This is a genomic window from Paenibacillus hemerocallicola, from assembly GCF_006265175.1.
GTDB lineage: Bacteria > Bacillota > Bacilli > Paenibacillales > NBRC-103111 > Paenibacillus_AB > Paenibacillus_AB hemerocallicola.
Map to the genome: position 1 here is coordinate 49143 of NZ_VDCQ01000041.1, position 25788 is coordinate 74930.

The 25788-nt window shown below is 53.7% G+C and carries 29 protein-coding genes; 4 read left to right on the forward strand and 25 right to left on the reverse strand.

The annotated features are described in order from the left end of the window. Positions 1–113 precede the first annotated feature (113 nt). Positions 114–485 carry a cytochrome-c oxidase gene (locus tag FE784_RS24905; RefSeq protein WP_139604972.1) on the forward strand — a complete coding sequence of 124 codons (372 nt, stop codon included), beginning with the start codon at positions 114–116 and terminating at the stop codon, positions 483–485. Positions 486–545: 60 nt separating this feature from the next. Here FE784_RS24905 and FE784_RS24910 read toward each other — a convergent pair whose 3' ends face one another. Further along, positions 546–1031, reverse strand: coding sequence for a cell wall elongation regulator TseB-like domain-containing protein (locus tag FE784_RS24910; protein ID WP_139604973.1), 486 nt, complete (start codon positions 1029–1031; stop codon positions 546–548). A 35-nt stretch (positions 1032–1066) separates the two neighbouring features. Continuing rightward, a complete protein-coding gene (locus FE784_RS24915; RefSeq protein WP_139605006.1) occupies positions 1067–2362 on the reverse strand; it encodes an amidohydrolase in 1296 nt (431 codons plus the stop codon). 212 nt (positions 2363–2574) lie between these two features. On the opposite strand from FE784_RS24915, the gene FE784_RS24920 reads away from it, so the two are divergent. Then, positions 2575–3195, forward strand: coding sequence for a DUF47 domain-containing protein (locus tag FE784_RS24920; protein WP_139604974.1), 621 nt, complete (start codon positions 2575–2577; stop codon positions 3193–3195). A gap of 66 nt (positions 3196–3261) precedes the next feature. Then, positions 3262–4260 carry an inorganic phosphate transporter gene (locus FE784_RS24925; RefSeq protein ID WP_139604975.1) on the forward strand — a complete coding sequence of 333 codons (999 nt, stop codon included), beginning with the start codon at positions 3262–3264 and terminating at the stop codon, positions 4258–4260. A 251-nt stretch (positions 4261–4511) separates the two neighbouring features. Here the strand turns inward: FE784_RS24925 and FE784_RS24930 are convergent, their stop codons facing one another. From FE784_RS24930 to FE784_RS24995, 14 genes are all read right to left on the reverse strand, one after another. After that, positions 4512–5135 carry a redox-sensing transcriptional repressor Rex gene (locus FE784_RS24930; protein ID WP_139604976.1) on the reverse strand — a complete coding sequence of 208 codons (624 nt, stop codon included), beginning with the start codon at positions 5133–5135 and terminating at the stop codon, positions 4512–4514. Further along, entirely contained in the window at positions 5132–7990 is a 2859-nt protein-coding gene (gene dinG, locus FE784_RS24935; protein ID WP_139605007.1) for an ATP-dependent DNA helicase DinG, read from the reverse strand. Before dinG ends, FE784_RS24930 begins: the two co-directional genes overlap by 4 nt. A gap of 194 nt (positions 7991–8184) precedes the next feature. Next, complete coding sequence (locus FE784_RS24940) at positions 8185–8832, reverse strand: tetratricopeptide repeat protein (RefSeq protein ID WP_139604977.1); 648 nt, start codon at positions 8830–8832, stop codon at positions 8185–8187. Positions 8833–8868: 36 nt separating this feature from the next. After that, positions 8869–9252 carry an aspartate 1-decarboxylase gene (panD, locus tag FE784_RS24945; protein ID WP_139604978.1) on the reverse strand — a complete coding sequence of 128 codons (384 nt, stop codon included), beginning with the start codon at positions 9250–9252 and terminating at the stop codon, positions 8869–8871. A 14-nt stretch (positions 9253–9266) separates the two neighbouring features. Then, on the reverse strand, positions 9267–10145 hold the full coding sequence (gene panC / locus FE784_RS24950; protein WP_139604979.1) for a pantoate--beta-alanine ligase: 879 nt from the start codon (positions 10143–10145) through the stop codon (positions 9267–9269). A 30-nt stretch (positions 10146–10175) separates the two neighbouring features. Beyond that, positions 10176–11036, reverse strand: coding sequence for a 3-methyl-2-oxobutanoate hydroxymethyltransferase (panB, locus tag FE784_RS24955; protein WP_139604980.1), 861 nt, complete (start codon positions 11034–11036; stop codon positions 10176–10178). Positions 11037–11311: 275 nt separating this feature from the next. Further along, the gene (locus FE784_RS24960; protein ID WP_139604981.1) at positions 11312–12271 is read right to left on the reverse strand and encodes a biotin--[acetyl-CoA-carboxylase] ligase; all 960 of its coding nucleotides are present in this window, start codon (positions 12269–12271) and stop codon (positions 11312–11314) included. Next, positions 12271–13569 (reverse strand): CCA tRNA nucleotidyltransferase, encoded by a 1299-nt coding sequence (locus tag FE784_RS24965; protein WP_176706498.1) that lies wholly within the window; start codon positions 13567–13569, stop codon positions 12271–12273. The genes FE784_RS24960 and FE784_RS24965 overlap by 1 nt, the downstream gene beginning before the upstream one ends. A gap of 31 nt (positions 13570–13600) precedes the next feature. Continuing rightward, positions 13601–14773 (reverse strand): N-acetyl-alpha-D-glucosaminyl L-malate synthase BshA, encoded by a 1173-nt coding sequence (gene bshA, locus FE784_RS24970; protein ID WP_139604983.1) that lies wholly within the window; start codon positions 14771–14773, stop codon positions 13601–13603. A 57-nt stretch (positions 14774–14830) separates the two neighbouring features. Further along, the gene (gene bshB1, locus FE784_RS24975; RefSeq protein ID WP_139604984.1) at positions 14831–15529 is read right to left on the reverse strand and encodes a bacillithiol biosynthesis deacetylase BshB1; all 699 of its coding nucleotides are present in this window, start codon (positions 15527–15529) and stop codon (positions 14831–14833) included. A 2-nt stretch (positions 15530–15531) separates the two neighbouring features. Beyond that, the gene (gene mgsA / locus FE784_RS24980; protein ID WP_139604985.1) at positions 15532–15948 is read right to left on the reverse strand and encodes a methylglyoxal synthase; all 417 of its coding nucleotides are present in this window, start codon (positions 15946–15948) and stop codon (positions 15532–15534) included. A gap of 44 nt (positions 15949–15992) precedes the next feature. Further along, positions 15993–16796, reverse strand: a complete 804-nt coding sequence (dapB, locus tag FE784_RS24985) for a 4-hydroxy-tetrahydrodipicolinate reductase (protein ID WP_139604986.1) — start codon at positions 16794–16796, stop codon at positions 15993–15995. A 45-nt stretch (positions 16797–16841) separates the two neighbouring features. Further along, on the reverse strand, positions 16842–17387 hold the full coding sequence (locus FE784_RS24990) for a tetratricopeptide repeat protein (RefSeq protein WP_246132163.1): 546 nt from the start codon (positions 17385–17387) through the stop codon (positions 16842–16844). Between the two features lie 75 nt (positions 17388–17462). Beyond that, entirely contained in the window at positions 17463–17801 is a 339-nt protein-coding gene (locus FE784_RS24995) for a nucleotide pyrophosphohydrolase (RefSeq protein WP_139604987.1), read from the reverse strand. A gap of 168 nt (positions 17802–17969) precedes the next feature. Here FE784_RS24995 and FE784_RS25000 point away from each other — a divergent pair, with 168 nt between their 5' ends. After that, complete coding sequence (locus FE784_RS25000) at positions 17970–18836, forward strand: YitT family protein (RefSeq protein WP_139604988.1); 867 nt, start codon at positions 17970–17972, stop codon at positions 18834–18836. A gap of 289 nt (positions 18837–19125) precedes the next feature. On the opposite strand, the gene FE784_RS25005 is transcribed toward FE784_RS25000, so the two are convergent. The 9 genes from FE784_RS25005 to FE784_RS25045 form a co-directional block, all read right to left on the reverse strand. After that, positions 19126–19992, reverse strand: coding sequence for a sporulation protein YpjB (locus FE784_RS25005; RefSeq protein ID WP_139604989.1), 867 nt, complete (start codon positions 19990–19992; stop codon positions 19126–19128). 19 nt (positions 19993–20011) lie between these two features. After that, the gene (locus FE784_RS25010; RefSeq protein WP_246132164.1) at positions 20012–20650 is read right to left on the reverse strand and encodes a DUF1405 domain-containing protein; all 639 of its coding nucleotides are present in this window, start codon (positions 20648–20650) and stop codon (positions 20012–20014) included. A 64-nt stretch (positions 20651–20714) separates the two neighbouring features. Next, positions 20715–21599, reverse strand: a complete 885-nt coding sequence (locus tag FE784_RS25015; protein WP_139604991.1) for a menaquinol-cytochrome c reductase cytochrome b/c subunit — start codon at positions 21597–21599, stop codon at positions 20715–20717. A 19-nt stretch (positions 21600–21618) separates the two neighbouring features. Then, the gene (gene qcrB / locus FE784_RS25020; protein WP_139604992.1) at positions 21619–22290 is read right to left on the reverse strand and encodes a menaquinol-cytochrome c reductase cytochrome b subunit; all 672 of its coding nucleotides are present in this window, start codon (positions 22288–22290) and stop codon (positions 21619–21621) included. Between the two features lie 17 nt (positions 22291–22307). Beyond that, entirely contained in the window at positions 22308–22847 is a 540-nt protein-coding gene (locus FE784_RS25025) for a Rieske (2Fe-2S) protein (RefSeq protein ID WP_139604993.1), read from the reverse strand. 244 nt (positions 22848–23091) lie between these two features. Further along, a complete protein-coding gene (locus tag FE784_RS25030) occupies positions 23092–23538 on the reverse strand; it encodes a DUF2487 family protein (protein WP_139604994.1) in 447 nt (148 codons plus the stop codon). A 234-nt stretch (positions 23539–23772) separates the two neighbouring features. Further along, positions 23773–23949: an IDEAL domain-containing protein gene (locus FE784_RS25035; RefSeq protein WP_425465566.1), complete on the reverse strand. Its 177-nt coding sequence runs from the start codon at positions 23947–23949 to the stop codon at positions 23773–23775. A gap of 70 nt (positions 23950–24019) precedes the next feature. Further along, positions 24020–24529 carry a gamma carbonic anhydrase family protein gene (locus FE784_RS25040; protein ID WP_139604996.1) on the reverse strand — a complete coding sequence of 170 codons (510 nt, stop codon included), beginning with the start codon at positions 24527–24529 and terminating at the stop codon, positions 24020–24022. A gap of 45 nt (positions 24530–24574) precedes the next feature. Continuing rightward, positions 24575–25717 (reverse strand): hypothetical protein, encoded by a 1143-nt coding sequence (locus FE784_RS25045; RefSeq protein ID WP_139604997.1) that lies wholly within the window; start codon positions 25715–25717, stop codon positions 24575–24577. Between the last annotated feature and the right edge of the window lie 71 nt (positions 25718–25788).

A 25788-nucleotide genomic window follows, 5' to 3' on the forward strand; every position in this document is an offset into this window, starting at 1 on the left:
GCCTTTTGTCGGTTTATAAATATTTTTGGGAGGAAAAGGAATCGAATCGGTTTCATCGAATAGGAATAAAGTTGTAATCTTTGTCGAAATGAGAATATGGGAGGAGAAAGTCTATGGGAGCCCGGTTTATTAAAGTATCGGTCATTTACTTCTTGATCGGAGTCATTGTCGGTCTCGTCATGGGAATCGCGGAAGCATTCAAATATACGTCCGCGCATGCCCACATCAACCTGCTCGGATGGGCGTCGCTGGCGATTATCGGAGTCATCTACACCGTATATCCGGATGCGGGTAAAACGAAGCTGGCGGGCGTACAGTTCTGGCTGCACAATATCGGTCTTCCGCTGCTTGTCGTCAGCATGCTGCTTTTCGCAAACGGGATCAATGGCGCAGGCATTCCTATTGCCGCAGTAGGGGGCTTGCTCGTAATCGCCTCCGTTGTCGTGTTCGTCGTTAACGTGTTCGGCAAGGTGCGGCAGCGTTAAAAAGCAAAGAGGCTGTCTCCGGACTAATATCCGGGCACAGCCTCTTCCGTTTGCATTTTATCAGCGCTTGCTCATTCGCCACGTATCGATTTCCGCGCCGTTATCGAACCGGTAATATCCGTAATAGTACCGGCTGCCTTCGTCCTCCTTGCGGTTGTACAGCACTTCCCACAAATAAGTGCCGTTCAGGACGCCGGGCATTACCCGGACGATTTCGTTGGCCGGATTTTGTTCCAAAACTTTTTGCCTGACGTCCTCATTCGAAACGCCCGAGCTGGCGTATTCCATGTGCGCCGCATCGCCGTCTACCCATACAATCGCTTCTCGGCCGTCAGAGTCTTTGCCGAATACGATCCTGTACTCCTTCTCGCCGATGAACGTCTCCACCCGGTCGATCGTTTCCATATAAGTCGATTCGGTTACCGTCTTCTCGGCAGCGACGCGCATGGCCCATTCTTCGTCATGTATCGTCCGGTAGAAAAAAACGAGCGCGACCGTCATCAGCACGAGTACGATAATTGCGCTGTATGTAATTTTTCTTGCCACGGTCGTTTTCTCCCTCCCCATGCTTTTGTTTCGTTTCAGTTGGTCAGAAGCTCGAACCGCCGCTGCGCCTCGAACTTGATTTTCTCTTCGTCAAGCGTCAAGCATTCGCCGCCGCGTACGATTTGTTTCCCGTCCACGAATACGTCTGTAACGTCTTTGGCCGATGCCGAATAGATGACGTGCGAAATGTAGTCGCTCTTGGGCAAAAAATGCGCTTGATCGATATCGAGAGCGATGAAGTCCGCTTTCATCCCTGCGGCAAGCGTACCGACCTCGTCGAGCCAGATCGATTTCGCTCCGTTTATCGTGCCCAGCTTGAGCGCTTCCTTGGCCGGAACGGCGACCGGATCGCCCGATACGCCCTTATGGATGAGGGCGGCGAGCCGCATTTCCTCGAACATGTCGAGATTGTTGTTGCTGGCGGAGCTGTCCGTTCCGAGGGACACCAGAACGCCCGCCTTGAGCAGATCCGGGACGCGCGCTACGCCGCTCGCCAGCTTCAGGTTGCTTCCCGGATTATGCGAGACGCGCACATCGTGCTCGCGAAGCGTTTCGATTTCCGCATCGTTCAGATGAACGGCGTGAGCGACCAGGCTCGGGCGGGAGAACAGGCCCAGCTTGGCCAAATGATCGACGGGCCGCAAGCCGTATTGCTTCTCGTTCTCCAGCACCTCGCGCAGCGTCTCGGACATATGCGTATGCAGCGGCAAATTCAAATCGTGGGCCGCCTGCACGATTTTCTCAATATAATCCGGCGGACAAGTGTACGGAGCGTGAGGCGACATCATCGCCGTAATGCGGCCGTCCGCTTTCCCGTGCCAGTCCTTGGCGAACTGGACCGCTTCGCGCAGCTTGTGATCCTGTACGTCAGGCGGACATAGTCCAATGACGCCGCGGGTCAAACATCCCCGCATGCCGGATTGCTCGACCGCCTTCGCCACCTCATCCATATGATCGTACATATCGACGAAGCTTGTCGTTCCGCCTTTGATCATTTCCAATATCGACAGAAGCGTTCCCCACTTCACGTCTTCCCCGGTAAATTTCGCCTCGTTCGGCCACATCTTTGTCTCCAGCCAAACTTGCAGCGCCATATCGTCCCCGTACCCGCGCAGCAGCGACATGGCGGCGTGGCAATGCGTATTGACCAATCCCGGCATATATAGCTTCCCGCTGCCGTCGATAATCGCATCGAACTTCTCGGCATCGTCCGGGGCATGTTCTCCGATATATGTGATTTTATCGTTCTCTATCGTCATACTCCCCCGTACGATCGGGAATTCATCCGCAACGGTCACGAATGTGCCGTTTTTGATTAGCGTTCTCGCCATCTGCATCAAACCTTTCGGATAATATCGAATCAATGCGCCCGTCTTCCAATGTACCTTTTCGCTTGGGCAAAATCAAGCAAAACAAAGACATGCCGCGCAAAACCCGCGAACATTCGACAAAAGTCGTTTGCTTTTCCATGCCCCGATATGATAATTTTAATTTTGTGTAAATAACTGATTTCATCCATCGAACACTGGGGGTTTTACGCTTGATGATTTTCAATAAAAAGGGCGAGATCGATTTTCTCAATCTCCTCATTCAAGGCGCGGAGAACACTTTGAAAGGCGCGCATATGTTTCGCGAGGCGATGATGGGCGACAAGCCGCCCGCCACCTATTTCGAGGCGCTGAAGGAAATCGAGAATATCGGCGATTCGTTTACGCACGAAATTTTCAAAGGACTGAACAAAGTGTTCATTACGCCGCTCGACCGCGAGGACATTATGGAGCTCGCCGTGCGGCTGGACGACGTTCTGGACGGCATCGAGGCATCCATCGCCCGATTCGACTACTTGAACATCACGTTTACGAACCAATATATGAAGGAATTCTCCGAGGTGCTCGTGTCCTCCTGCGAGCATTTGCTTGCCGCATTCAAGCTGCTCTCCAAAAAGAAATATATGCAAATCCAGGAGCATACCGTTCAGATCAACAGTCTGGAAAACGAAGGCGACCGGCTCATGCGCGAAGGAATCCGGGAAATATTCACCCATCCGACGGACCCTTACCATGACTTCAAGCTGAAAGAGCTGTACGAGCGGCTGGAGCAGACGACGGATTGCTGCGAGGACGTTGCGGATATTTTGGAAAGCGTCGTGCTGCGTTACGCATAAGAACGGTTGTATACATACGAGCCATGGACGCGTAACGTATTTGAATCCAAGCGTTAGGAGAAAATCATGTTAACTTTGATCATATTCATCGTCGTATTGGCGTTGCTGTTCGACTTCATCAACGGCTTCCACGACACCGCAAACGCCATCGCCACCTCCATCTCCACAAGGGCCATGTCTCCCCGATTCGCGGTATTGTACGCGGCGACATTGAACTTCGTGGGCGCCTTGCTGTCGTCCGAGGTCGCCAAAACCGTCGGCGGAAGCATCGCCAACCCGGCGGAAATCGATAATGGCGTCCAAGTCGTAATTGCCGCACTCGTCGCTGCGATCATCTGGAATCTTCTTACCTGGTATTACGGTATCCCTTCGTCGTCCTCCCATACGCTGATCGGAGCGCTCGCGGGGGCGGTTATCGCCGGAGCCGGATTCGAATCCCTTCATATGTCGGGCTTTTTGAAAATCGTCTATATTTTGATCTTGTCGCCGATTATCGCTTTCGCTATGGGATTTCTCATTATGTATTTGCTGAAATATATCATTTTGTTCAGCGGGAACAAATCCCGATCGAAGCTGAACCGTATGTTCCGAACGTTCCAAATTATATCCGCGGGTTTGCTGTCGTTCAGCCATGGGGGCAACGATGCGCAAAAGGCGATGGGAATTATCGTATTCGGATTGGTAGCCGGCGGCTATCACACCAACTTGGACGTGCCGCTTTGGGTTAAAATATCCGCCGCCACGGCGATGGGTCTCGGCACTTCGATCGGCGGATGGAAAATCATTAAAACGGTCAGCAAAAAAATTATGAAAATCGAGCCGGTAAACGGATTCGCATCCGACCTGACCTCCTCCATTGTCATTCAGACCTCGACGGCGATGGGTCAACCGTTATCGACAACTCACGTCATCACCTCCGCCATTATCGGCACGGGCAGCGTAATCCGCTTTAAGGACGTGAAGTGGGCCACCGTCGGACGGATGATAATGACCTGGCTCATTACGATTCCGATCAGTATGGTGCTCGCTTTCGTGCTGTACAAGCTGTTTTTCGATTTGTTCTGATCGTACACAGGCTGCGGGGATGCCCCTCGCCAGCGAGGAAGCGGTGAAGGCAAGGGGTGGGGGAATGCACTCCACTTCCGTAATAATCAAGTTGTCTTTTATTGGAATATGGAGGTTACAGCTCGATTTTACACTCAGCCGCTTCGCTCTTCCGCACCTCTTCCCACCCCCTTTTGCATCCTAACCCTCTCTATTGGACTAAACGAAAACAAAGCGGTCTGCCGCAGAGCAGACCGCCTTTATTTTTTTCATCAATGATCCAAATAATAAGCCAAGCTCATCAGTTCCGTAGTAAAGTCGGCGTGATGCACGCGAATTTCGGTCGGAACTTTGATAATAACCGGGGCGAAGTTGAGGATCGCCTCGACGCCCGCTTCGACGAATTGATTCGCGACGAGCTGCGCTTCGAAGGCCGGCACGGTAATGATGCCGATGCGTACTTTATGCTCCTTGATCGATTCGCCGAGCGCGGTCATAGGCAGCACGGTCAAATTGTTCATCTGAATCCCGATTTTGTCCGGAGAGCTGTCGAACACGGCTACGATCTTCATGTTGTCCTTCAAGTAGGCGTTGTAATTGCACAGCGCCCGGCCCAGATTGCCCGCCCCTACCAGAGCGACGGGTATCGTCTGGTCCAGCTTTAAAATTTGCCTTATTTTCTCGATCAAATAGGCTACGTCATAGCCGATCCCTTTTTTGCCGAACTCGCCGAAATAAGCCAAATCTTTGCGGATTTGCGCCGGATTCAAGTCCAGCTTTTGCCCCAAATCCTGTGAGGAGACCATTTGCACGCTTCGCCTGCTGAGCTCGTTCAAAAATCGGAGGTACACCGGCAGCCGACGAACGACCGCCTCCGATATTTTGGGCGTCTTCATTCGTTCTCCCCTCCCATCCAACCGGATATTCTCGATACCAGATGCTGCGTACTCATATGCTCGATTTTCGGTCCGGGCAAAGAGTATAAGAAATTGCGTCCGTAAGACGTCTCCAGCACGCGCGTATCGTAAATGATCACGACGCCGCGGTCCTGGGCGGTCCGGACAAGACGCCCGAAGCCTTGCTTGAATCGGATCACCGCTTGCGGGACCGACAAGGCAGTGAACGGGTTTTGATTGTTTTTCTTGACCTGCTCGCTCTTCGCTTCCACAAGCGGATGATTCGGCGGCTGGAAAGGCAGCCTGACGATCGCTAGACAGGTCAATGCCTCGCCCGGGATGTCAACCCCTTCCCAGAAGCTGCTCGTGCCGAGCAGCACGCTTGCCGCTTGCGAGCGGAACATGCGGATCAGCTTGCTCCGGTTGCCGCTGTCTACGCCTTGTCCGAGCACTTGGATGGCATGCGGCTTCAGCCGATCCTTCAGCTCCGGATGGATTTGCTTTAGCATCCGGTGAGACGTGAACAGGACGAGCATTCTCCCCTTCGTCTCGATAGCTACATCGGCCAATGAACCGACAAGCGCCTCCAGAAAAGCGGCGTCCGCCGTTGCCCCTTTTACGCTCGGGAAATCCCGCGGAATCAATACGAGCGCCTGCTGACGGTATTGGAACGGCGAAGGCAGCTGTACCGTCTTCACCTTCTCCTCGTCGGAAAGCGGCTGCAGGCCCAGCAAGGATGCGCTGTACTGGAACGATTTGTTGACCGTCAACGTGGCGGAGGTGAGCACGACGCTGTCCTTCGTATCGAAGAAGTGCTGCTTCAGCAATTGGCTCACATCGAGCGGAACGGCGAACACCTGTACCGATTTACTCTTATAATAAGGCGAAGCTTCCAACCAATACACGTAATCGTTATCCGGCATGCGCATAAAAAAACGAAGCACGTCCCGGTTGCGCACCAATTGCTTGATGGAGCCGGACAAATCCGTCAGCACGCTGCTTGTCGTGAACTCATCGGTTTCTTCCTTCAGCTCGGAGACCAGCTTCTCGAGCTTCTTGGCGATTTCGGTCGCCTCGAGATATATATTTTCCTCGATTACCTGCAGCGAGCTCCACGATTTCGGCAGCAGCTCGGGCTTCAGCCGCATTACGTACTGGCCCGTTTCGCTACCGGCCGCGTCGTTGCGTTCGGATACGAGCAGGAACAGCAACTCGGTCAGCTTATCCCATTCCTCCTTGATCCGGACAAGCCGCGGGTATACGGACTCGATTACCGCATTCCATTCCGTCGCCCGTTCCTCCGAACCGCGCTCCAGCCTGAACTGGAGCGACGGCAGCTGTCCGTTTCTCGCGTCCTTGTACAGCCAGAGCAGCGTATTGAGCAACGAACCGTAGTGCAGATCCATTCCCAGATGCTTGCCCGCGACCTCCTCGAAATGATGGGCCTCATCGATAACAAGCTGCTTGTACGCGGGCAGCAGCCGGTTTTCCGCCTGAATGTCGGTAAATAGCAAGGAATGGTTCGTGATGACGACATCCGCGATGCTCGCTTCGTGGCGGGCTCTGTGATAGAAGCATTTTTTGAACCAAGGACACATCCGGTTGAGGCAGGAATCCGTGTCGCTGGCGACCGTCTGCCAAAACTCGGCGCCACGGTTGGCGAAGAACAGCTCCTCATCGTCGCCGTGCTTCGTCTCGCTAAGCCATACGACCATTTGGGCCGCGCTTACCCGGTCGTCCTTCTCGCTTGCAAAGTCGCGATTATACAGCTTCTGCTCGAATTTGCGCAAGCACAAATAGTGGCTTCTGCCCTTCAGCACCGCCGCCCGGAACGGTACCGGAAAAATATCGTGCAGAAGCGGAATGTCCCGTCCGCGCAGCTGCTCCTGCAAGTTGATCGTGTGCGTGCTGACGACGACCTTCTTGTTTTCCTTGATGCCGTAATACAGCGAAGGAATCAAGTAACCGAGCGATTTGCCCGTTCCGGTACCGGCTTCCACCATCAGGTGCCGGTTCGCGTCGAACGACTTCTCCACCTCGATAATCATTTGTTCCTGCGCTTCGCGTTCCTCGAACCGTTCGAATTTGGTTCTCAAGTTGTCCTTGATGCGCTCGTAGAACGGTTCGAACGTCTCGGCTTTGCCGATTTCCGCCGCCTCTTCTTCTTCCCGCGCCGGCTTCTCGTGCTCCCAATCGCCAACATTCAATACATATTGACGGAAGTACCGGTGCCCGTCCGGGTCGATGCTGACGCTCATTTCTTTGCGCAGCCGCATTTCCTGCAAAAACCAGCCCATGTCGCCCGGATCATTTTCGAACAGCTGGGCTATTTTTTGGACGGTCAGCAGCGGGAGCGTATCGAATTTTTCCAAGCATTTCAGCCATATGAGCGCAGTCACCTCGGCATCGCTGTCCGCTTGATGCGGGCGATCGTGATCCAGATCGAAAGCGGCGCTGACCATGGACAGCTGCAAGCTCGTCAAGGCGGGAAATAACATCCGGAGCACCGGTATCGTGTCGAGTACGCGACCGTCGAACGGCAAGTATCCGCTTTTCTCGCAAGCATATCGCAAAAACATATGGTCGAACCCGGCATTGTGCGCGACCAATGCGCTATCGGCCAACAGAGGCAGCATCTCGGACAGCACGTCCTCGATTTCCGGCGCATCCGCCACCATCTCGTCCGTTATCCCCGTCAATTGTACGATAAATTCCGGGATCGGCTTGTTCGGCTTCACCATCGAAGCGTATCGCCGGCTTATCGCACCATCCTCTATAATAACAAGACCAACCTGTATGATATCATCCGAAGGTTGGTCTCCCGTCGTTTCCAAATCGATTACCGCATATCTCATCCGGCTTTTGTTCAATCCCTTCTTCGAGATTCACTCTTTAGCATAACAAATTCGGAAGCCAAAAGGGAAGGAAAGATTTCCGAATGTTTGTTTGCATCCTAATTATACCTGATTCCGTACAAGCAAAGAAAGGCTGTCCTGCAAGCATCGGACATGCTCGCGGGACAGCCCCGTGCGATTGAATCATGCAAGGATCAATGAATAAATCCGGGTCCGGATAGCTTCGTCCCCACATTTTGGGATATGCAGATGCCCATATTGATCATCGGTTCGACACAGGAAGGATCGGCCGAATAGGCTAGCTTGAACAGCTTCTGGGCCTGTTCCATGTTCGCGTTTTTCGCCTGGATGCAGCCCATGGCGTTGTACGAGATGGCTTTCATCTGCGCATGCTCCGACAAGGAAATGATAAATCGGAAGTGGCGGTACGCTTCGACATCGTTGCCCAAGCGCATATGCCCCATTGCCAAATATAGCCGGGCGAGCAAATAATCGGGCTGCAGCTCGACCACTTTCTCGAATTCGCGATTTGCATTGTCGAACATGAGCAGTTGAAAATAGCCTTGACCTTTTCTGAACGATTCCGATGCGGCATTCATCTCCGGCGGCTGCTCGGGCATAGGGGCCGGGATATCGTTCGAGCCGTTGCCCGAGACGGTTTGCAGAACGCCCGACAATTTTTCTTCAAAATGAAGCCACTGCTCGATAAACGTGTCGCTCATCGATTTTAAAACTTCCAGCTTGTTGTGCAGATCCTGCTTGCCCTTGTCGTCGGCTGTCGGATATTGCTGTATCACTTCATCCAACGTGTCGTTCATCGTGGCGAACAACTGTTTCAACATGACCTGATCCCACCTTAGCTGAGAAATCGCGGTGCCTTACATGACCGTGGAGTGGGTCTCGACGTTCAGCGTATCGATCACTTTATTGTCGGCCCCCATAATGGCGATTCGCGGCCTGTGCGATTGTGCTTCCTCGCGCGTCATCATCGCGTACGAAATAATAATGACGGTATCTCCGGGATGAACGAGGCGGGCCGCCGCACCGTTCAAACAGATGACTCCCGAGCCTCGTGGACCGGGTATGACGTACGTTTCGAGGCGGGCTCCATTGTTATTATCTACAACCTGGACTTTTTCATTAGGTAAAAGTTCAACCAAATCCATTAAATCTTCGTCGATCGTAATGCTGCCTACATAATTCAGGTTCGCCTCCGTCACGGTGGCGCGATGTATTTTCGATTTCATCATCGTCAAAAACATGTCGGTTCCCTCCTTCAAGAAAAAAAGATGCGGTTGTCGATCAGACGGGTGGAGCCGAACTTGACGGCCAGCGCGACCAAGATCGGTTCCGATCCGTTCCATTGGTCCATCGAGGTTACGGCATCAAGACCCGGGTATGTGCGAATCTCGACGTAATCGATCCGGGCAAGCGACGCGGCTTCGATCGTGACGCGAATATTCCGCTCGAGCCGCTCCATCGTCATTCCCTGCTCCGCGACCCAGCCTGCGACTTTTCCGAGCGACTCGGATAGCACGAGCGCCTGCTTCCGCTCTTCCTCATTCAAATATACGTTGCGCGAGCTCATGGCGAGCCCGTCCGGCTCGCGGAGCGTCTCACAGCGTACGATATGGACCGGCATATTCAAATCGGTCGTAAATTGCTCGATGACGGCGACTTGCTGGGCGTCCTTCATGCCGAAGTATGCTCTATCGGGCTGTACGATTTGGAACAGCTTCGATACGACGGTGGCGACGCCCTCGAAATGACCGGGACGGGAAGCTCCGCACAATACGTCCGTAATCTGCTTGACCACGACCGACGTCTTGATGGGGGTCGGATACATTTCCTTTACGCTCGGGACGAACACGAAATCCGCACCCGCCTCGGCGGCCAATTGCAAATCGCGCTCCGTGTTCCGCGGATATTTGTCGAAATCTTCGTTTTGTCCGAATTGGAGCGGATTGACGAAAATGCTGACGACGACGATGTCGCACTCCCGCCGCGCCTGCCGGATCAAGCTCATATGACCTTCATGCATATAACCGAGGGTGGGCATGAAGCCGACTGTAGACTCCAGCTTCGTTTTTTCGATCTCGCGGCGAGCGGCCCTCAGCTTCGCGCGCAATTCGTTAATGGTCGCTATGGACTCCATTTGTCTGTTTCTCCTCTTCGTCTACGCCGATTATTGGCCTTCGGATTTGCCTCCGTATAAAGGTCCCGACATGTCCAAGTCGGCATGGAAGGCATGCTCCTGCGTCGGAAAGCTCCGTGTTTTCACATCTTTCACGTAAGCGGCGATACCGGTACGGATAGCGTCCCCAATGTTGGCATAAGCTTTAACGAACTTTTTGGGAAAAACGGGCGAAGCGTATTGCAGCAAATCGTGGAATACGAGCACTTGGCCGTCGCAATGCGGCCCGGCGCCGATTCCGATCGTCGGAATCGACAGCTGTTTCGTAATTTGCTCGGACAGCTCGTCGGTCGTAAGTTCCAGCACGATTGCGAACGCCCCGGCTTGCTCCAGCGCTTTCGCATCATCCAGCAATTTTCGCGCCTGCTCGTTCGTTTTCCCCTGCACCCGATACCCGCCGATCTGATATACCGATTGGGGAGTCAGTCCGATATGTCCCATAACCGGAACCCCCGCCTGAACGCTTGCTTCAACGGTATGGGCGATTTCCGCTCCGCCCTCCATCTTGACCGCCTTGCACAATCCTTCGCGCATGAGGCGTCCTATGTTGCGAAGCGTCTGGTCCAAGGAGCCGTGATACGTCATGAACGGCATGTCTCCGACCACAAACGGTGCCGTGACGGCACGCGTTACCATCTTCGTATGATAAATCATTTCGTCGAGCGTAACCGGCAAAGTCGACTGCTGTCCTTGCACGACATTGCCGAGCGAATCTCCGACCAATATCACGTCGACGCCCGCTTCTTCAGCCAGCTTGGCGGAAGGGTAATCGTAAGCCGTAATTACCGAAATCGGAACGCCATCGGCTTTCATTTTTTTCATTCGGATCGTGCTCATGCTTTTCGGTTCCATCTTGGTAACACCCGCTTTCTGGAGAATGGCTCCGAACCGGTCTGGAAACGCACAAAAGCCTTTTAGCCGAGTCGCTAAAAGGCGTAGGTTGCAACAGGAAACGAATCGTCAGATCAGTTTTCCGTCTCGGTCCCTTTAGGCTCAGAGCAGAATTACTGGACTTGCATGAAACGCGTCATTGCGAAACCGGATAGATCCGAGTGCAGTTCCAGCTAGGATACCGCCTCTTAACGTTCATTATACCAGACTGTTCACAAAATCTACATCTATTTTTGTCAAATTTCCGCAGAATAAAGCTTGGTCACGTTCCCGTCGGACAGACGGACAAGAAGGGCGCCCATCTCGTCGATCGACTCCGCCACCCCTTCCACGTTCCCTTTCGGGGTGCGCGCGCGGATCGGTTTGCCAAGCGAGACGGCGAGAGCTTCCCAAGCGACCCGGATCGGTTCGAACCCTTCGGCGTGATACAGCTCGTACAGCGTCTCGAATTGCTCGAGAAACGACTGGATCAGCTCCGTCCGGCTCCATTCTTTGCCCGATGCGATACGCAGAGATGTCCCGATTTCCCGGAGCTCGTCCGGGTAATCCTCTTCGCGCAAATTGACGCTGATCCCGACGCCCGCTATGACATATTTCAGCCTCTCGTCCTCTGCGCTCGATTCCAGCAAGATGCCGCTTATTTTCTTGCCTTCGATCAGCAAATCGTTCGGCCATTTGATCGCTACCGGGAGCGGCTCGATTTTGCGGATCGTCCGGCATAAAGCCACGGCGACGAGCAGCGTAAGCTGGGGAGTGAAATGAACCGGAATTTGCGGCCTCAGCACCAAGCTCATCCAGACGCCCTTTCCTTTGGGCGAATGCCAGCTTCTGCCCATCCGTCCCCGACCGGCCGTCTGCTGCTCGGCAAGCACGAGCGTACCTTCCCCGACTCCTTGCTCCGCCAGCTTGTGCGCTACCGATTGGGTCGAATCCAGGGAATCGAACAGCTTTAACGTCTTTCCCATCGATTTCGTCGACAAGCCGGCAAGCAAATCGGCGGCGCTCAACCGGTCCGGTATTCCTGTAAGTCGGTATCCTTTGCGCGGAATCGCATCGAACGAATAGCCTTGATCCCTCAGGCTGCTAATATGTTTCCATACGGCGGTACGGCTGCAGCCGAGCCTATCGCTCAACTGCTCGCCCGAGACGTACTTGTCCGGATTGCTTTCAAAAAAGGCCAGTATTTGTTGTTCCATCAATTGCATTCCTGCTTTACTAGTATTTTCGCCTGCCGAAGCAGCGCTTCGCGCTCATTCGGCACCTTGCGCCGCGCTGCCAGAGCGAGAAGCTCGTTCAGCAGCCGGCCTAACCAAGGTCCGGGCTTTTCGTCGAGTTCCGCCGCAACCTCGGAGCCGCTTATGGCGAGATCGTTCACCCGGTCGACCGGTACGCGTTCCAGCCACTCGCTCCCCCGCTCGACAAACGGACGGAAACGATTGTCGCCGAGAGCCCCTGACTGCCAGGCGGCTAACGCAAACCAATCGCGCACGACCGGTTTGCCGACCATCACGCAGCAATCGGCGATCATTGCGAACGCCTCATCCGCGTTGACGGCTGCCGACTTTTCACGGCTTGCGACTCGCAGTGTCCGCTCCTTGATCCAGTCGTTCGTTTGCAGCAGCCGGCCGATCGTATCCGTTTTTTTGCCCGAAAATTTAAGCCCCTTCATCGCAACCTTGGCACTGGCCGGGTCCGATTCCATCAGGACGAACAAGGCCGCCCAGCGGAGCTCCGATCCGCCGATGGCCTTCAGCTTGTCCTGCCGGAACGATTCCGGACAATCCTCCCAACGCGAAAGCGGCCATTCGATCGGCTGCTTGAAGTGCCGCGGCAGCCGGCTGTCTATCAACAAGCGGATGGCACGGTCCGGCGCGCGCCCTTCGATCATTTTGTCCAATTCGGCGCTGACGCGCTCCATGGCCACATGAACGAGAAGCGGAGCGTGCCGCACGAGCGCGCTCCAGGTGTCCGCTTCCAGCCCGAACCCGTATTCGCAAGCAAATCGGATGCCGCGCAGCATGCGCAGCGCATCCTCGTGAAACCGTTCCAGCGGATCGCCTACGCAGCGTATCCGTCCAGCAGCCAAGTCGGACGCGCCGCCGAACGGATCGATATAACCTCCGTCGGCATCGAGCGCCATGGCGTTAATCGTAAAATCGCGGCGCCTTAAATCTTCGTTCAAATCGGATATGAACTCGACTTCCTTCGGTCTGCGAAACTGCTCGTATTCGGACTCTTTCCGAAACGTCGTCACTTCGAACGTATACCGTTCCATAATGACGGTGACCGTCCCGTGAGCAAGCCCGGTCGGAGCCGTCCGCTCGAACAGACGCATGACCTCGTCCGGCAGCGCCGAAGTCGCGATATCGATATCTTTCAACAGTCGGCCCAGAAGCGAATCGCGTACGCAGCCGCCGACGAAGTACGCCTCGTAGCCGGCGAGACCGAGACGTCGCAGCACTTCCTTTCCTTCCCGTTCCATCGCTTCCGACATATCCGCACTACCCCGTATCGTCATATTGGCATCAAGCCTTGCACATTTCGCTCACATCGATTTCCGGAACCGACCGGCCCAGTACTCGATAATAAATTTGCTCGTATTGCGCGGTAATCAAATCGTTGCAAAACGTCTTTCTCGCCCGCTCCAGACAGGCCGCGGACATCGCTTCATACAATTCCGGATTGCACAGCAGACGAATTACATAGTCCGCCATCTGCCGCGTATCGCCAATCTGCGCCAAGTAGCCTGTCGTCCCATGGGTAATCAGCTCGGGAATTCCTCCCGCGGTCGAACCGACGGTAGGTACCCCGCAAGCCATCGCCTCCAGCGCGACCAGCCCGAAGCTCTCCTTCTCCGAAGGCAGCAGCATCACGTCGGCAAGCGAGATGACCTGAGCGACGTCGTCCTGCTTGCCGGCAAAGATGACCCGGTCCGTCAATCCCATTTCCTTGACCTTGCAAATCGTCTTGGACAGCTCGGGTCCTTCGCCGACAAACAGCAGTTTGGACGGTACTTCCTCGTTTACTTTGGCGAAAATGTCCACGACATCGCCGATCCGCTTGACCGGGCGGAAGTTGGAAATATGCAGAATCAGCTTTTCGTCGGGTCTTGCATAGTCTCTGCGCAGCATCCCTACGTCCCGCGGATAATACACCCGTTTATCCACGAAGTTGTAGGTCAAGTCGATTTGTTTATTAATATCGAGCAGCTCGCGCGTTTCTCGGATCAAATCTTGCGAAACCGCCGTAACCGCATCGCTTCGTTCAATAGCGAGACGAATGAGATCGCTGAGCGACTCATCGTGTCCGAGCACCGTAATATCGGTGCCGTGCAGCGTCGTAATGACCTTCAGATCGCAGCCGGTCATCTCCTTCGCCAAAAAAGCGCATACCGCATGGGGCACCGCGTAATGGACGTGCAGCAAGTCAAGCTTCTCCATCTTCGCGACCTGAGCCATTTTGCTTGCAAGCGACAAGTCGTAAGGCGGATATTTGAACACGTAGTAGTCGTTCACTTCGACTTCGTGATAAAAAATGTTTTTGTGGAATTTCCCTAAACGGAACGGAACGCTATGCGTAATGAAATGTACTTCATGCCCTTTTTCGGCCAGCAATTTCCCCAGTTCCGTGGCCACAACGCCGGAGCCGCCCAGCGAAGGGTAACACGTGATTCCGATTTTCAGACGGTCGCTGTTCATTCGACGTTCTCCTCCCCCGTACGTTGGCTTTATCCGTATAGTATATTCGCGCCGGTGTCAAAATAGGTCGACAATCATCGGCAGCTTGGAAACGAAGCCCTCCGCATAGGGCACCATCCGCTTTTGTCCGAGCAGACGGTCGCGCGCTTCCACGCGCTCCAAATAACCTTGATTGAGCGGAGTGGCGACATAGCCGGTTCCGCTGGCGGCAGGATCGAATTGGGTAGCGTAAGCCCGCAACGCGGCGGTTTTGGACGCATACGAGTCCGTCACGTTCACTAGGACGTCGGATTCATATAAATCGTTAATAAAATAAAAATACAATTGCTCGACCTGTACCGGCTCCGATTCCGGCATGTAGCGGCGAAGCTTGGCGTTGAATACCGCTTCCTGCACGAGCTGGCTGCATGCCACATGATCCGGATGCCTGTCCTGCCAATAAGGAGCGAATACGATTCTCGGCTTGAACCTGCGGATCTCTAGCGTAATCGCATCCACATGCTCCTTGGACATATACAGCCCCCGGTCCGGCAGCCCCAGGTTGGACCTTGCGGTGAGTCCCAGCACGCGGGCCGCCTCCTCCGCCTCTTCGCGTCTTGTATCGACATTTCCGTTTGACGACATTTCCGCACGGGTCAAATCGCATATGCCGACCCGATATCCAGCGCGAGTATGCTTGGCGATCGTTCCGCCCATTCCGATCTCCGCATCGTCGGGATGCGCCCCGAATATTAATAAGTCCAATTGTTCGGACATGCTCACATCACACCCGGCTTATATTTGTCTTTCAGCTCGCGCCAGCCGAATTCCCCCCGGTCCAATGAACGGACCAGCAGCTCGGCCGACGCTATATTGGTGGCGACCGGTATCCCTTGAACGTCGCATAAGCGCAATAGCGCGATAATGTCGGGTTCATGGGGCTGCGCCATCAATGGATCCCGCAGGAAAATGACCAGATCCATTTCATTTTGCGCGACCATCGCGCCGATCTGCTGGTCTCCGCCGAGCGGTCCCGACATGAACCGGTGTACCTGCAGCTTGGTCGCTTCCATGATTTTCGTGCCGGTCGTTCCCGTTGCATAAAGCTTATAATGGCTGAATACTTCCTCATAAGCGATTACGAAATTGACCATCTCTTCTTTTTTCCGGTCGTGCGCGATCAAAGCGATATTCATCCGGTACCCCTCCACTATGCGCTGATGTCTTTGTCTTTGTATGCTCAGTCGATAAAATGCTCGAAGCCGTATACGATGCCGCTTATTTCAAGCACTTTCTGGACGGCAATTTTCACCCCCGGCATGTACCCGGCCCGTTCGTACGAATCGTGACGTATTTTAAGCGTTTGTCCGAAGCCTCCGAAGAGCACTTCCTGCTGGGCGAAAATACCCGGCAGACGAACGCTATGTATGCGAAACCCGTTGTAATAGCCGCCTCTGGCTCCTTCGATCGTTTCCTGCTCGTTCGGATTGCCTTGTCGGAGCTCCTGGCGGTTTTGCGCGATCAGCTCGGCGGTCTTGATCGAGGTTCCGGATGGTGCGTCCAGCTTCTGGTCGCCGTGATATTCCACGATCTCGACGTGAGGCATATATTTGGCCGCTTGAGCGGCGAATTTCATCATAAGAATGGCGCCGATAGAAAAGTTCGGAGCGATAATGCCCCCTATGCCGTTCTCTTTGCATAGCTTGTCCAATTCCCCGATATCGTCGGGGGTAAAACCGGTTGTCCCGATTACGGGACGTACCCGGTGGCGAATCGCGATCCGGCTGTTGGCCATCACGGTGTGCGGCGTCGTAAAATCGACCAGTACGTGAGCGTCGGCCGATGCTAGAGCCGCATCCAAGTCGTTGCGTACCAGCACGCCGCAAGGTTCTTTCCCCACGAGCGTTCCCGCGTCTATTCCGTCTTGCGAACGGCTGGTGGCAGCCACAAGGCGCAGCTCCGAATCCGCCAATACCATTTTAACTACTTCCTGCCCCATTCTTCCGCTTGCTCCGGCTACGGCTACATGAATTTTTGCGTCCATGTCAGATCTCCTTTAATCGATAGTAAAAGAATGGAAATGAGGCTGCTAGGAGCGTAAATAACGCTTCAATTTATACTTGAATTCCTCGACCAGCCGGTTCGCCTCGGCATGCTGAGGGTCCAGCTTGACGGCATTTTTGGCCGACTGCAGGGCAAATCCGAATTCGTCTAGCTCCCCATATGCTACCGCTAGCAGCAAAAACGCCTCGATAAGCAGCGGATCGAGCAAGATCGCCTTCTTCAGCATTTCCACCGCGAGATGCGGTTCCGTTTTTCCGTTAATTTGCTTCTCGGCGTCCTGCAGCAGCTGCTTCGCTTCCAACGCGTCGGCATGAAATTTGTAGGCGTCGTTTCCCGGTTCCAGCTTCATGGCCGATCGGGCATGCTCGATCGCTCTGGCGAGTTTATTGCTTCGGGCATACGTTACAGACAGCTTGTAGTGGTAGGCCGCGTTGTCCGGGTCCAGCCGAACCGCCCGTTCGAACCAGTCGATCGCGCGTTCGAAGTCGGATTCCAATATAGAAGCGTAAGCTTTTTTAATTTCGAATTCGCCGTCCATCTCGTACCTCCTCTGCCGGGAAATCAAGTCCATCCGGACTTCGCTCCCTTGCATACGAGCAACGCGGGGGCATTCGCCTCGCGTTCCGATTGGTACAGCATATGACGGCTATTGTTCGATGGTGTCCTTTTTCGTCCAGCGTTCGGCGTCGCGGGTTTGAAATTTATGCATGACGGCGTCATGCGCCTTCGTCAAATCGATGCCCAGCGAATTGGCAAAGCAGACGGTTATAAATAAAATATCGCCGAGCTCCAGCTCGATCGAATTGTCGGCTTCATCCGGTTTTTTCGGCTTCGGTCCGTACTGGTGATTCACTTCGCGGGCCAGTTCCCCGACTTCCTCGGACATCCGGGCCAGCATGGCAAGCGGGCTGAAATAGCCTTCTTTGAATTGTGAAATGTATGCATCGACTTCGCGTTGTATGTCCGTTAGCGTTTTATCCGGCATTCTCGCTCCCCTCCCATCACTTTCGGTTGTCGGTTCTATTCTACATGTTAACGCAAAAGGGAGGATGAAAACAAATCTTTTTTCGTTCCGCGCCGGCAATCCCGGGGTCCTATTCGGGGCATACTATCGGATGCGATCTTACAATCGGTATAGCCGGGAGGAACCATCATGGAAAAACGGATGCTCGGGACGCTCCGATCTTGGCTGCCTATCGCTTTCGGAACAGCCATATACGCTTTCGGCCTCCATTATTTCGTCATCCCGAATGAACTTATGGAGGGTGGAGTAACCGGTATTTCATTGCTTCTGAAATATGCGTTGGGGTTCCCGGTGTCGTTGACGACGCTGGTGCTCAACATCCCGCTGTTCATTCTGGGCTGGAAGAAAATCGGCAAATCCGCAATGATCAATACGGTTCTCGGTGCAGTAGCGCTCTCTCTTTTTTTGCGGCTGATGGAAATCGCGATCGCACGCTCTTGGATCGTTCCGTTTCATTCGCAAACGGATTTTTTTCTTGCTACTCTGTATGCGGGCGTTACGATCGGCATCGGACTCGGCATCGTATTCCGTTTCGGAGGCACGACCGGCGGTACCGACATCATCGCGAGCTTGTTGTCCAAGACGAACGGCTGGAGCATCGGTCAAGTCATATTGGCCGTCGACGTGCTCGTGATCGGAACATCCCTGCTCTACATTCCGAAAGAAAAAGTACTGTATACGCTCGTTGCCGTCTTCGTCGCTTCCCGGATGATCGATTTCATAACGGAAGGCGCCTATTCCGCCAAAGCGTTTACGATCATGTCCGACAAGGGCGAACAGCTGGCCCAGACGATTACTCGCGAAATGGACCGTGGCGTTACTCTCTTTGCCGCCAAGGGCGCTTATTCCAATACCGACAAAATTGTCGTATACAGCGTCGTCGCCCGCCAAGAAACGCGGAAGCTGAAATCGATCGTGAAGGAAATCGATCCCCACGCTTTCATCATCATTTCCGACGTGCATGACGTTCTGGGCGAGGGCTTCAAAGGCCGTTGAACGATTACATACCTATTACCCAAAAAAACAGGCACGGAGGGTGATTAACCCTTCATGCCTGTCAAAAAGAAATATGAATAAGTCAGAAGGGAGGCTTGAATCGCCAAAAGGAGCTGGAGGCATGCGGCGAAGAGCGGAGCGTCTGACTTTAAAGTTGCGTTGTAACCACTATATCACAATCAAGCAACGCAACTTTAACGGAAGCGCAGCGCATGCTTCCTGCTCCTTGCCCCATCCGGCTTCCTCCCTTAATGGACTTATTCCTATTTTCACCGGCGTGCAAGAAGGATCACCACCCGCCGCGCCGATTGCCGCCCCCGAACGAATTGCGCTCGAAATCAAATATACGCCAAGCCGCAAACGCCAGCACCGCTACAATGATCGAGCCGAACGTAAAAATCCACCTAATCGGAACCGGTCGTTCGACCATCGGCACATAAGCCGCTTTGTCCCGCCGGTCGAACAGCTCGTCCAACGATTGCTGCAAATGCGCCAGTCCGCCGCCGATTTGCTTGAGATCGGCTTCAGGCTGCGACAACTGATTGCGTAAAAACGCGAATAACGAATCGAGCTTCTCCGCTTGAGCGGAAGGACGGCTGATCAAAATCGATGGCCGGATCGTGCTATAGCGCAATTGCAGCTGCTCGAGCCCGGCAACCGCATCCCGCTGGTTCCTCCTCTGGACCGCTTGCTCCAGCTGATAAGCCGATTCCTTCATCCCTTTATAATATTGCAGCCACATCGGCTGATTGGCGTGCGTTAGCGCATCGGTGGCCAAGCGGATTTTGGCCGCGGCGGCTTGTCCGGCCTCCTGCGAATATTGAACCGATTGGAATACCCGCTTCGCCTGAACGATCGATTCCGACAAAGCGCTCACCCCTTCTACCGAGGTAATGCCCTCGAACCGGATTCCCGTCAATTTGGCGCCGACTTCATTAAGCTTGTCCCGCGCTTTATCCATATTTCCATCCATCACATAACGGTACATCTCGTCTGCCGCAGCATTCAGCTGCTCCACCTGCTTCAACTGCTCCGATGAAGCCGTATTGTCGTTCGCTCCAGCCGGTTCTCCTTGCCCGCACCCCGCAAGTATAGCCATGACGAGGAGCAACACGCAGCATGCCGACCTCCACCGTTTTTTCCCAAAAACAAACATCGGACATCCCCCCTCGACTTCATCTTATGGGGGGATGTCCGATTTTAGACCAGCGGATCACAAGCGCAACGATCGCCGTGCTTACTACTGTCATTGTCCACGTAAACAGCTCGATGGCGCCAAGATCGTCGAGTAAAATGTCTCTCAGCCACGGGTATATGTACGCATGGTAATCCAGCCAATCGTTCAGGAAAAGCAGGAGCAGCGCAAATAGCAAATGTGCGGCCCTCACCCGGAAATACCCGATAAACAGGAGGGCCTCGACCGCCATTCCGAGATGGGAGCCGATTAGCATCCATTCTTCCCATACGAGCGGTTCGCCTTGGTAGGCGACAGCCGCATTCATCGCAACGGCCCACACCCCGTATTTGACCGAAGATACCGCACCCAGCGCGGCGATGAAACCGGCTCCGAACGAATGCAACGTCTTCGGTGCGAATAAGATGAGCCCGAGCGATACGGTGAACCATAGGCTCGCTGTCGGACTATCCGGCACGAACAGCACAAGCCAAGCGGGCATACGGTCTACCGTATAGACGATTTGCTGCCAATACCAGACGTAACCGTATACGGTACCAAGCACATTTACGGCAAACAAGGCGAGCAGAAATGCCCGGTTTTGCAAAAAAACGCGATTCAACCAGTACAAGAGCGGCAATCCCGTTCCTCCTTTAAATGAAAGGCCTGACCGTCGTATACGGTCAGGCCTTATCGTCATTGCACTATTGTTTCTTTTGTTTGGCGAGCCAGTCGGCGAGTACGTCGATATCGGCGGCTGTCAAGCCTTTTTTGATATTGTCGTCGTATTGCTTGCTCATGCCTGGAGCTTTTCCTTCTTTGATGATCGTCATAATCTCATCCTTGGAATGCTTGTCGCCGATTCCGCGAAGAGCCGGCATTCCGCTGACGCCTTTCAAATCTTTCGCATGGCAGTTGATGCAAGTGGCCTTTTGGTAAATTTCATAGCCCTTGTCGTCCTGTGCCACGATTTGAGCGGCTGCCGCCGGTTTGGACGAAGATCCGCCGCCACCGCCGGCCTTTTTCGCTTCTTCCATCTCGTGCTCGCGCTTGATATGCTCCGGAATGATGTTTTTGTCCGTAAGTTCCTTTTGATAGTGCATCCAAGATACGACTGTCAAGTGAATGCAAGCGATCAGCGTAACGAACATAAAGGCGGACGCGAGCGGACGCTTATAGAACCGTCTTTCTTTTCCCGTGTCGAGAAAAGGGGCGAGCAACAATCCGCCGAACATAATGCCGGGAATGATGATCGATCCGATAAAGATTTTCAACGTGTCGCCCGAAACGTACGGATATTTCAGAAATTGATACAAGAACAAGAAGTACCAGTCCGGCATCGGAATGAAAGTGGTGTTGGTCGGATCTGCCGGATAACCGAGCGGAGCAGCCTCCTGCATAACGAGCACCAGCACGCCTACAAGCGCTACGCAACCTACCATCCATTCCTTCAGCAGGAAGTTCGGTATGAACACTTCCGATTTGCCGGGGTAAGCCGAATAATCGGGGGGAACCATCGGACCGCTTTTACGTACGCGGGAATCTCCGACGTAGACCACTTTTTCGTTTGATTTATGACCGTGTGCCACGCATTTGTCCTCCCTTCGTTTATAGCGGTCCGGAAATGCCCTGCTTGCGGATCATGAAGAAGTGACCGGCGAGCAGCGCAAGGAGAACTCCCGGCAAGAAGAATACGTGCAGCGCGAAGAAACGGGTCAACGTTTGGGCGCCGACGATCTCGCCGCCTTGCAGGAACAATCCAATGTATTCTCCGATCACCGGAACGGATGTTGCGATACCGATACCGACCTTCGTCGCGAAATATGCTTTGTTATCCCATGGCAGCAAGTAGCCGGTAAACCCGAGACCAAGCATAACGAAGAAAATCAGCATCCCTACTACCCAGTTCATTTCGCGCGGCGCTTTATAAGAACCTGTGAAGAACACCCGAAGGGTATGTAGGAACATCATAACGATTACCAAGCTCGCGCCCCAGTGGTGCATACCGCGAACGATTACGCCGAAGGCGACTTTATTCTGCAAGTAATCGACACTCGTATAAGCATTGATAATGTCGGGAACATAGTACATCGTCAAAAACATACCCGACAAAATTTGGATGACTACCAGGAAAAAGGTCAGTCCGCCGAAGCAGTACACGAACGCGGAAAAGTGATGCGCCGGGTTGACGTGCTCCGGAACTTCGTGATCCGCAACGTCTCTCCATAAAGGGGTTATATCAAGACGCTCGTCAATCCAGTTATACATGCTTTTGAACATTTGATCGTAACGCCTCCTTATTTCGTGACATGCTGATTCGGCTGCACTTTACCGAGATATACAAAACCGTTCTCGAGCTTGATGTTGTACTCGTCAAGCGGCGCCGGGGCGACCGCCAGGTTTTTGCCTTCCTTCGTGTAATGCGCTTCGTGGCAAGGACAGAAAAATTGATTCTGGAACCTCGCATCCGCATTCCAGTTTACCGTACATCCCAGATGTTTGCACACCGGAGACAGGGCGTAAATTTCGCCTTTGTCATCCTTCATGATCCACGCTTCCAGCTCGGTATCGCTCTCGTACCAGCCGTCCACTTGGTGGACCTGGAATTTGAACGATTTGGGCTCGTTCGTGATTTTGCTCTCTTCCACAACCTTTACGAAAGTGCCTTCACCGGACGGTTGTAAGATTGGGTCGACGGCAAAACGGATCATAGGGATCGTTACGCCGGCGGCCATGAAAGCTGTAGCTCCGCCGAGGGTATACGATAAAAATTGACGGCGGGACATTTCGCGCCGCGTTGGTTTTTCGGAAGAGTGCTTGTGTTTAGCGTCATGCATTCGTCTTCTACCCCCTTTTATGCCATTTATCGCACGTCGTATTACGACAATTCATTGCACCGCACACTAGGACATAATAATAATAGCTTAGGACATGTAGGGCGTCAAGAATGTTGACTTCGTATTTCCGAGACGTTTCGATTTGTGCGAGCCAACATTTAACGAAATTGTCACAAGTTCATCTCGAACTTATCCTTCACAATTTTTCCGTCTATCATACGCCTGAAATGATGCCCGTCGCCGCTCATGCTTGCTCGGCCGTCTCGGGCTGCCACATCGCGCGAATAACGCGCGAAGTCCGCAGCTTGAACTGCTCCCCGTCCATCACTTGCCCGTCCGCCGATTCCGGACACAGCAGCAAATCGGCATCGGGGAAATGAAGGGCGCCGACCGACGGATGACCGGATATTACAATCACATAGCGGAAGCCCGCCCCCTTGATTTTCTGGCAAACGGAATTGATCGCCGCCGCCGCCGAAGGCCCCTCGGCATAATGAAACGCCGGGTATGTGACAATCCTGCCTTTGTACGGTCCTTCCACGCAATCCATTACGTCGCGCAAATATTCCAGCTCCTGAGTAGCCTCCCACGGCTGCTCGAATCCGGATAATCCGGTTACCGGAAGCAGGCATGTGTCCAAATAAGGTTTAAGTCCCTCCCAATCCGAACGTTCGATATCGCTGAATTTCAAGCCAGTCCACTCCCTCGTCGCAAATGCTAGAGGCGCCGGTAGGCGCCTTCTATAATTTAGCTCAAAATAACCCCACAAAGTGGCGCTCCTGCTCCGAAGCTTATTCAGGCACTTTGCGGGGACCCCGAAACTTATAAATTCTATACTGTCAAAAAAGCCCGGGAATGTCCAGAAAAAAAGAAGACGGCTGAACCGGGTTCGCCGTCTTCTTCTCTAGGCCGCCATTCCGCTGTCTCAGGAATGCAGCTCTTTCCATTGCTCGGTCAGCACGATAAACGATTTCTCGTCCCCTCTCGCCAATGCGCTGTCGATTTCCCGGTAGAGCGTCTGTTCCTTCTGTTTGCGAATCGCATCGTCCAGCACCATTTCCGCGAATAGTCCCAACATTGCCGCATAGCCGGAAACGTCCATTTTTTCCAAAGCGCACCCCTCCCAATAAGGAAAGCCGGATTGCCGGGAAACGAAGCAGCGGCTGACTCGGTTACGCCTCGCCTCTGAATTCCTTCCCTTTAAGCAAATAGCCTTCCATCGTTCGTTTCATTCGTTGCAGATCATGCTCCGTCAGTTCCCTCACCACTTTGGCGGGAGATCCTAGCGAGAGCGTATAGCCGGGTATTTTCTTGTTTTCCGTGACGAGTGAACCCGCCCCTATTAAAGCATATTCACCGATGTCCGCCCCGTTTAGGACGATAGCCCCCATGCCGATTAATGTGCCGGTGCCTATCGTGCAGCCGTGGATGATGGCACCGTGTCCGACAGACACTTCATCTCCTACGATGAGCGGTTGGTTCGCATTGACATGTCCGATGCAGCCGTCTTGGATATTGGTTCGACGCCCTATCCGGACCGGAGCCAAATCACCCCGCAGGACTACATTGTACCAGATCGATCCTTCTTCCCCGATGGATACGTCGCCGACAATCTGTGCCCCGGCCGCCAAAAATACGGTAGGATGTACCGTCGGGAATGTTTCCTTGTATGCATGCAGCATTTCGCTCTCTCCGTTTCTCGTAACTTTGAAATGGAGAAAATTGTATCAAGGGAAAGCGGGGTTGTCAAATCGATCCGGTACCGGCAGCGGAATCGCGTCCTCGTCTGCCAAATACGTGCCGGATACGATTCTTTCCCCCAATTTCGTAAAGGCGATCGTTTTGCCGATCTCTTCGTCTTCGCCGATACGAATCAGACCCAGATGCATCGTCATTTGCAAAATACGTTGATCGAATATCGATTCCGCCGAATCGTAGTAATACGGGCGAATGAGCGGACATAACGCGGAAGCGAGCGATTGCGCCCCTACCCAGTCGGTGGCGAGCTTCCCGATCCAGAATACGATCGATTGCAAATTCGGAATCGGACCTTTGTACAGCTTCAGCCAAAACCGGTACACCTGCGACAAGTCCTCGCGCCGTCCCTCGAGTACCGCCTGCGTGCCTTTGTCCGTCAGCACCAATAACCCGGGCTGCTCCGCGATAAGATCATGGTAGTAACAGTAGTCGTACATCAGCGACAGACGGCCGGGCAAGTCCCGATACTTCCGCCCGTAGCCGAAGCGCCATCCCCCTTTCGGTACCGGCTCTTCCTTGACGGCTAGACGATCGAGCAGCTGCAGCAGATGACGTTTGTACACCGATCCGTCCGACGTCAGCACTACCTCGTTGTGATATATATAATGAAGCATGTTGAACAGGTCGTCGACGATCAGCTTCTGCTCGTCCCTGTATACGGAAGGAACATCGGCATAAGTTATTTGCTGGCCGAAAGAGCGGGCCATCGTTTCCTTGAACCTTTTCTTCAGGTCCTGCGGAAATTGGAACAAATATTTCGTCGTCTGCGAATAGCCGTTAAACAGCCATCCCCTGTGCTTGAAGCCGGATATCATTTCCCGAGGGTTGCGGGGTTCGCCGGTTTGCCCGAAGTTCGACTGCTGCGCCCGGGCGACGAGCTCTTCCAGGCTGAAGAGGTCGCGCGGATCGAACACGATCGAATTGAGAAACCGGATATTCTCCGTCGATAAGGCGCCAACCTCCCGTTCGAACACGTCACGACGGTTGACCTTCGACAAGATCGACTGGATCAGCTCGTTTTTGGAATGTCCGTTGCACTCGCAGTCATATGTGTTGGCGATGCTGCTCAATTGTTGAATATCGGCGTAGCAAAGCATGTCGGCCAAGTTCATAACGATCCCCCTCTGCTTTACTACCCATTATCGCTGTTTTTCCAAAAATTAAACCTCCAACCCGGCTTTTT

Bases quoted from the DNA above. Each gene is read 5' to 3' on its own strand.
- FE784_RS25040 (WP_139604996.1), bottom strand. From the start codon at position 24,529: ATGCTGCATGCATACAAGGAAACATTCCCGACGGTACATCCTACCGTA.
- panD (WP_139604978.1), bottom strand. From the start codon at position 9,252: ATGTTTTTGACGATGATGAAATCGAAAATACATCGCGCCACCGTGACG.
- mgsA (WP_139604985.1), bottom strand. From the start codon at position 15,948: ATGAATATCGCTTTGATCGCGCACGACCGGAAAAAAGAAGAGATGGTC.
- FE784_RS24905 (WP_139604972.1), top strand. From the start codon at position 114: ATGGGAGCCCGGTTTATTAAAGTATCGGTCATTTACTTCTTGATCGGA.
- FE784_RS24995 (WP_139604987.1), bottom strand. From the start codon at position 17,801: ATGCCGGATAAAACGCTAACGGACATACAACGCGAAGTCGATGCATAC.
- bshA (WP_139604983.1), bottom strand. From the start codon at position 14,773: ATGAACAGCGACCGTCTGAAAATCGGAATCACGTGTTACCCTTCGCTG.
- dinG (WP_139605007.1), bottom strand. From the start codon at position 7,990: ATGAGATATGCGGTAATCGATTTGGAAACGACGGGAGACCAACCTTCG.
- FE784_RS24920 (WP_139604974.1), top strand. From the start codon at position 2,575: ATGATTTTCAATAAAAAGGGCGAGATCGATTTTCTCAATCTCCTCATT.
- qcrB (WP_139604992.1), bottom strand. From the start codon at position 22,290: ATGTTCAAAAGCATGTATAACTGGATTGACGAGCGTCTTGATATAACC.
- FE784_RS25000 (WP_139604988.1), top strand. From the start codon at position 17,970: ATGGAAAAACGGATGCTCGGGACGCTCCGATCTTGGCTGCCTATCGCT.
- FE784_RS25025 (WP_139604993.1), bottom strand. From the start codon at position 22,847: ATGCATGACGCTAAACACAAGCACTCTTCCGAAAAACCAACGCGGCGC.
- FE784_RS25005 (WP_139604989.1), bottom strand. From the start codon at position 19,992: ATGTTTGTTTTTGGGAAAAAACGGTGGAGGTCGGCATGCTGCGTGTTG.
- dapB (WP_139604986.1), bottom strand. From the start codon at position 16,796: ATGGACGCAAAAATTCATGTAGCCGTAGCCGGAGCAAGCGGAAGAATG.
- FE784_RS24930 (WP_139604976.1), bottom strand. From the start codon at position 5,135: ATGAAGACGCCCAAAATATCGGAGGCGGTCGTTCGTCGGCTGCCGGTG.
- FE784_RS25035 (WP_425465566.1), bottom strand. From the start codon at position 23,949: ATGGACGTTTCCGGCTATGCGGCAATGTTGGGACTATTCGCGGAAATG.
- FE784_RS24925 (WP_139604975.1), top strand. From the start codon at position 3,262: ATGTTAACTTTGATCATATTCATCGTCGTATTGGCGTTGCTGTTCGAC.
- FE784_RS24990 (WP_246132163.1), bottom strand. From the start codon at position 17,387: ATGGACTTGATTTCCCGGCAGAGGAGGTACGAGATGGACGGCGAATTC.
- FE784_RS24965 (WP_176706498.1), bottom strand. From the start codon at position 13,569: ATGTCGGAAGCGATGGAACGGGAAGGAAAGGAAGTGCTGCGACGTCTC.
- bshB1 (WP_139604984.1), bottom strand. From the start codon at position 15,529: ATGTCCGAACAATTGGACTTATTAATATTCGGGGCGCATCCCGACGAT.
- FE784_RS24960 (WP_139604981.1), bottom strand. From the start codon at position 12,271: ATGGAACAACAAATACTGGCCTTTTTTGAAAGCAATCCGGACAAGTAC.
- FE784_RS25045 (WP_139604997.1), bottom strand. From the start codon at position 25,717: ATGAACTTGGCCGACATGCTTTGCTACGCCGATATTCAACAATTGAGC.
- panB (WP_139604980.1), bottom strand. From the start codon at position 11,036: ATGGAACCGAAAAGCATGAGCACGATCCGAATGAAAAAAATGAAAGCC.
- FE784_RS24940 (WP_139604977.1), bottom strand. From the start codon at position 8,832: ATGTTGAAACAGTTGTTCGCCACGATGAACGACACGTTGGATGAAGTG.
- panC (WP_139604979.1), bottom strand. From the start codon at position 10,145: ATGGAGTCCATAGCGACCATTAACGAATTGCGCGCGAAGCTGAGGGCC.
- FE784_RS24915 (WP_139605006.1), bottom strand. From the start codon at position 2,362: ATGGCGAGAACGCTAATCAAAAACGGCACATTCGTGACCGTTGCGGAT.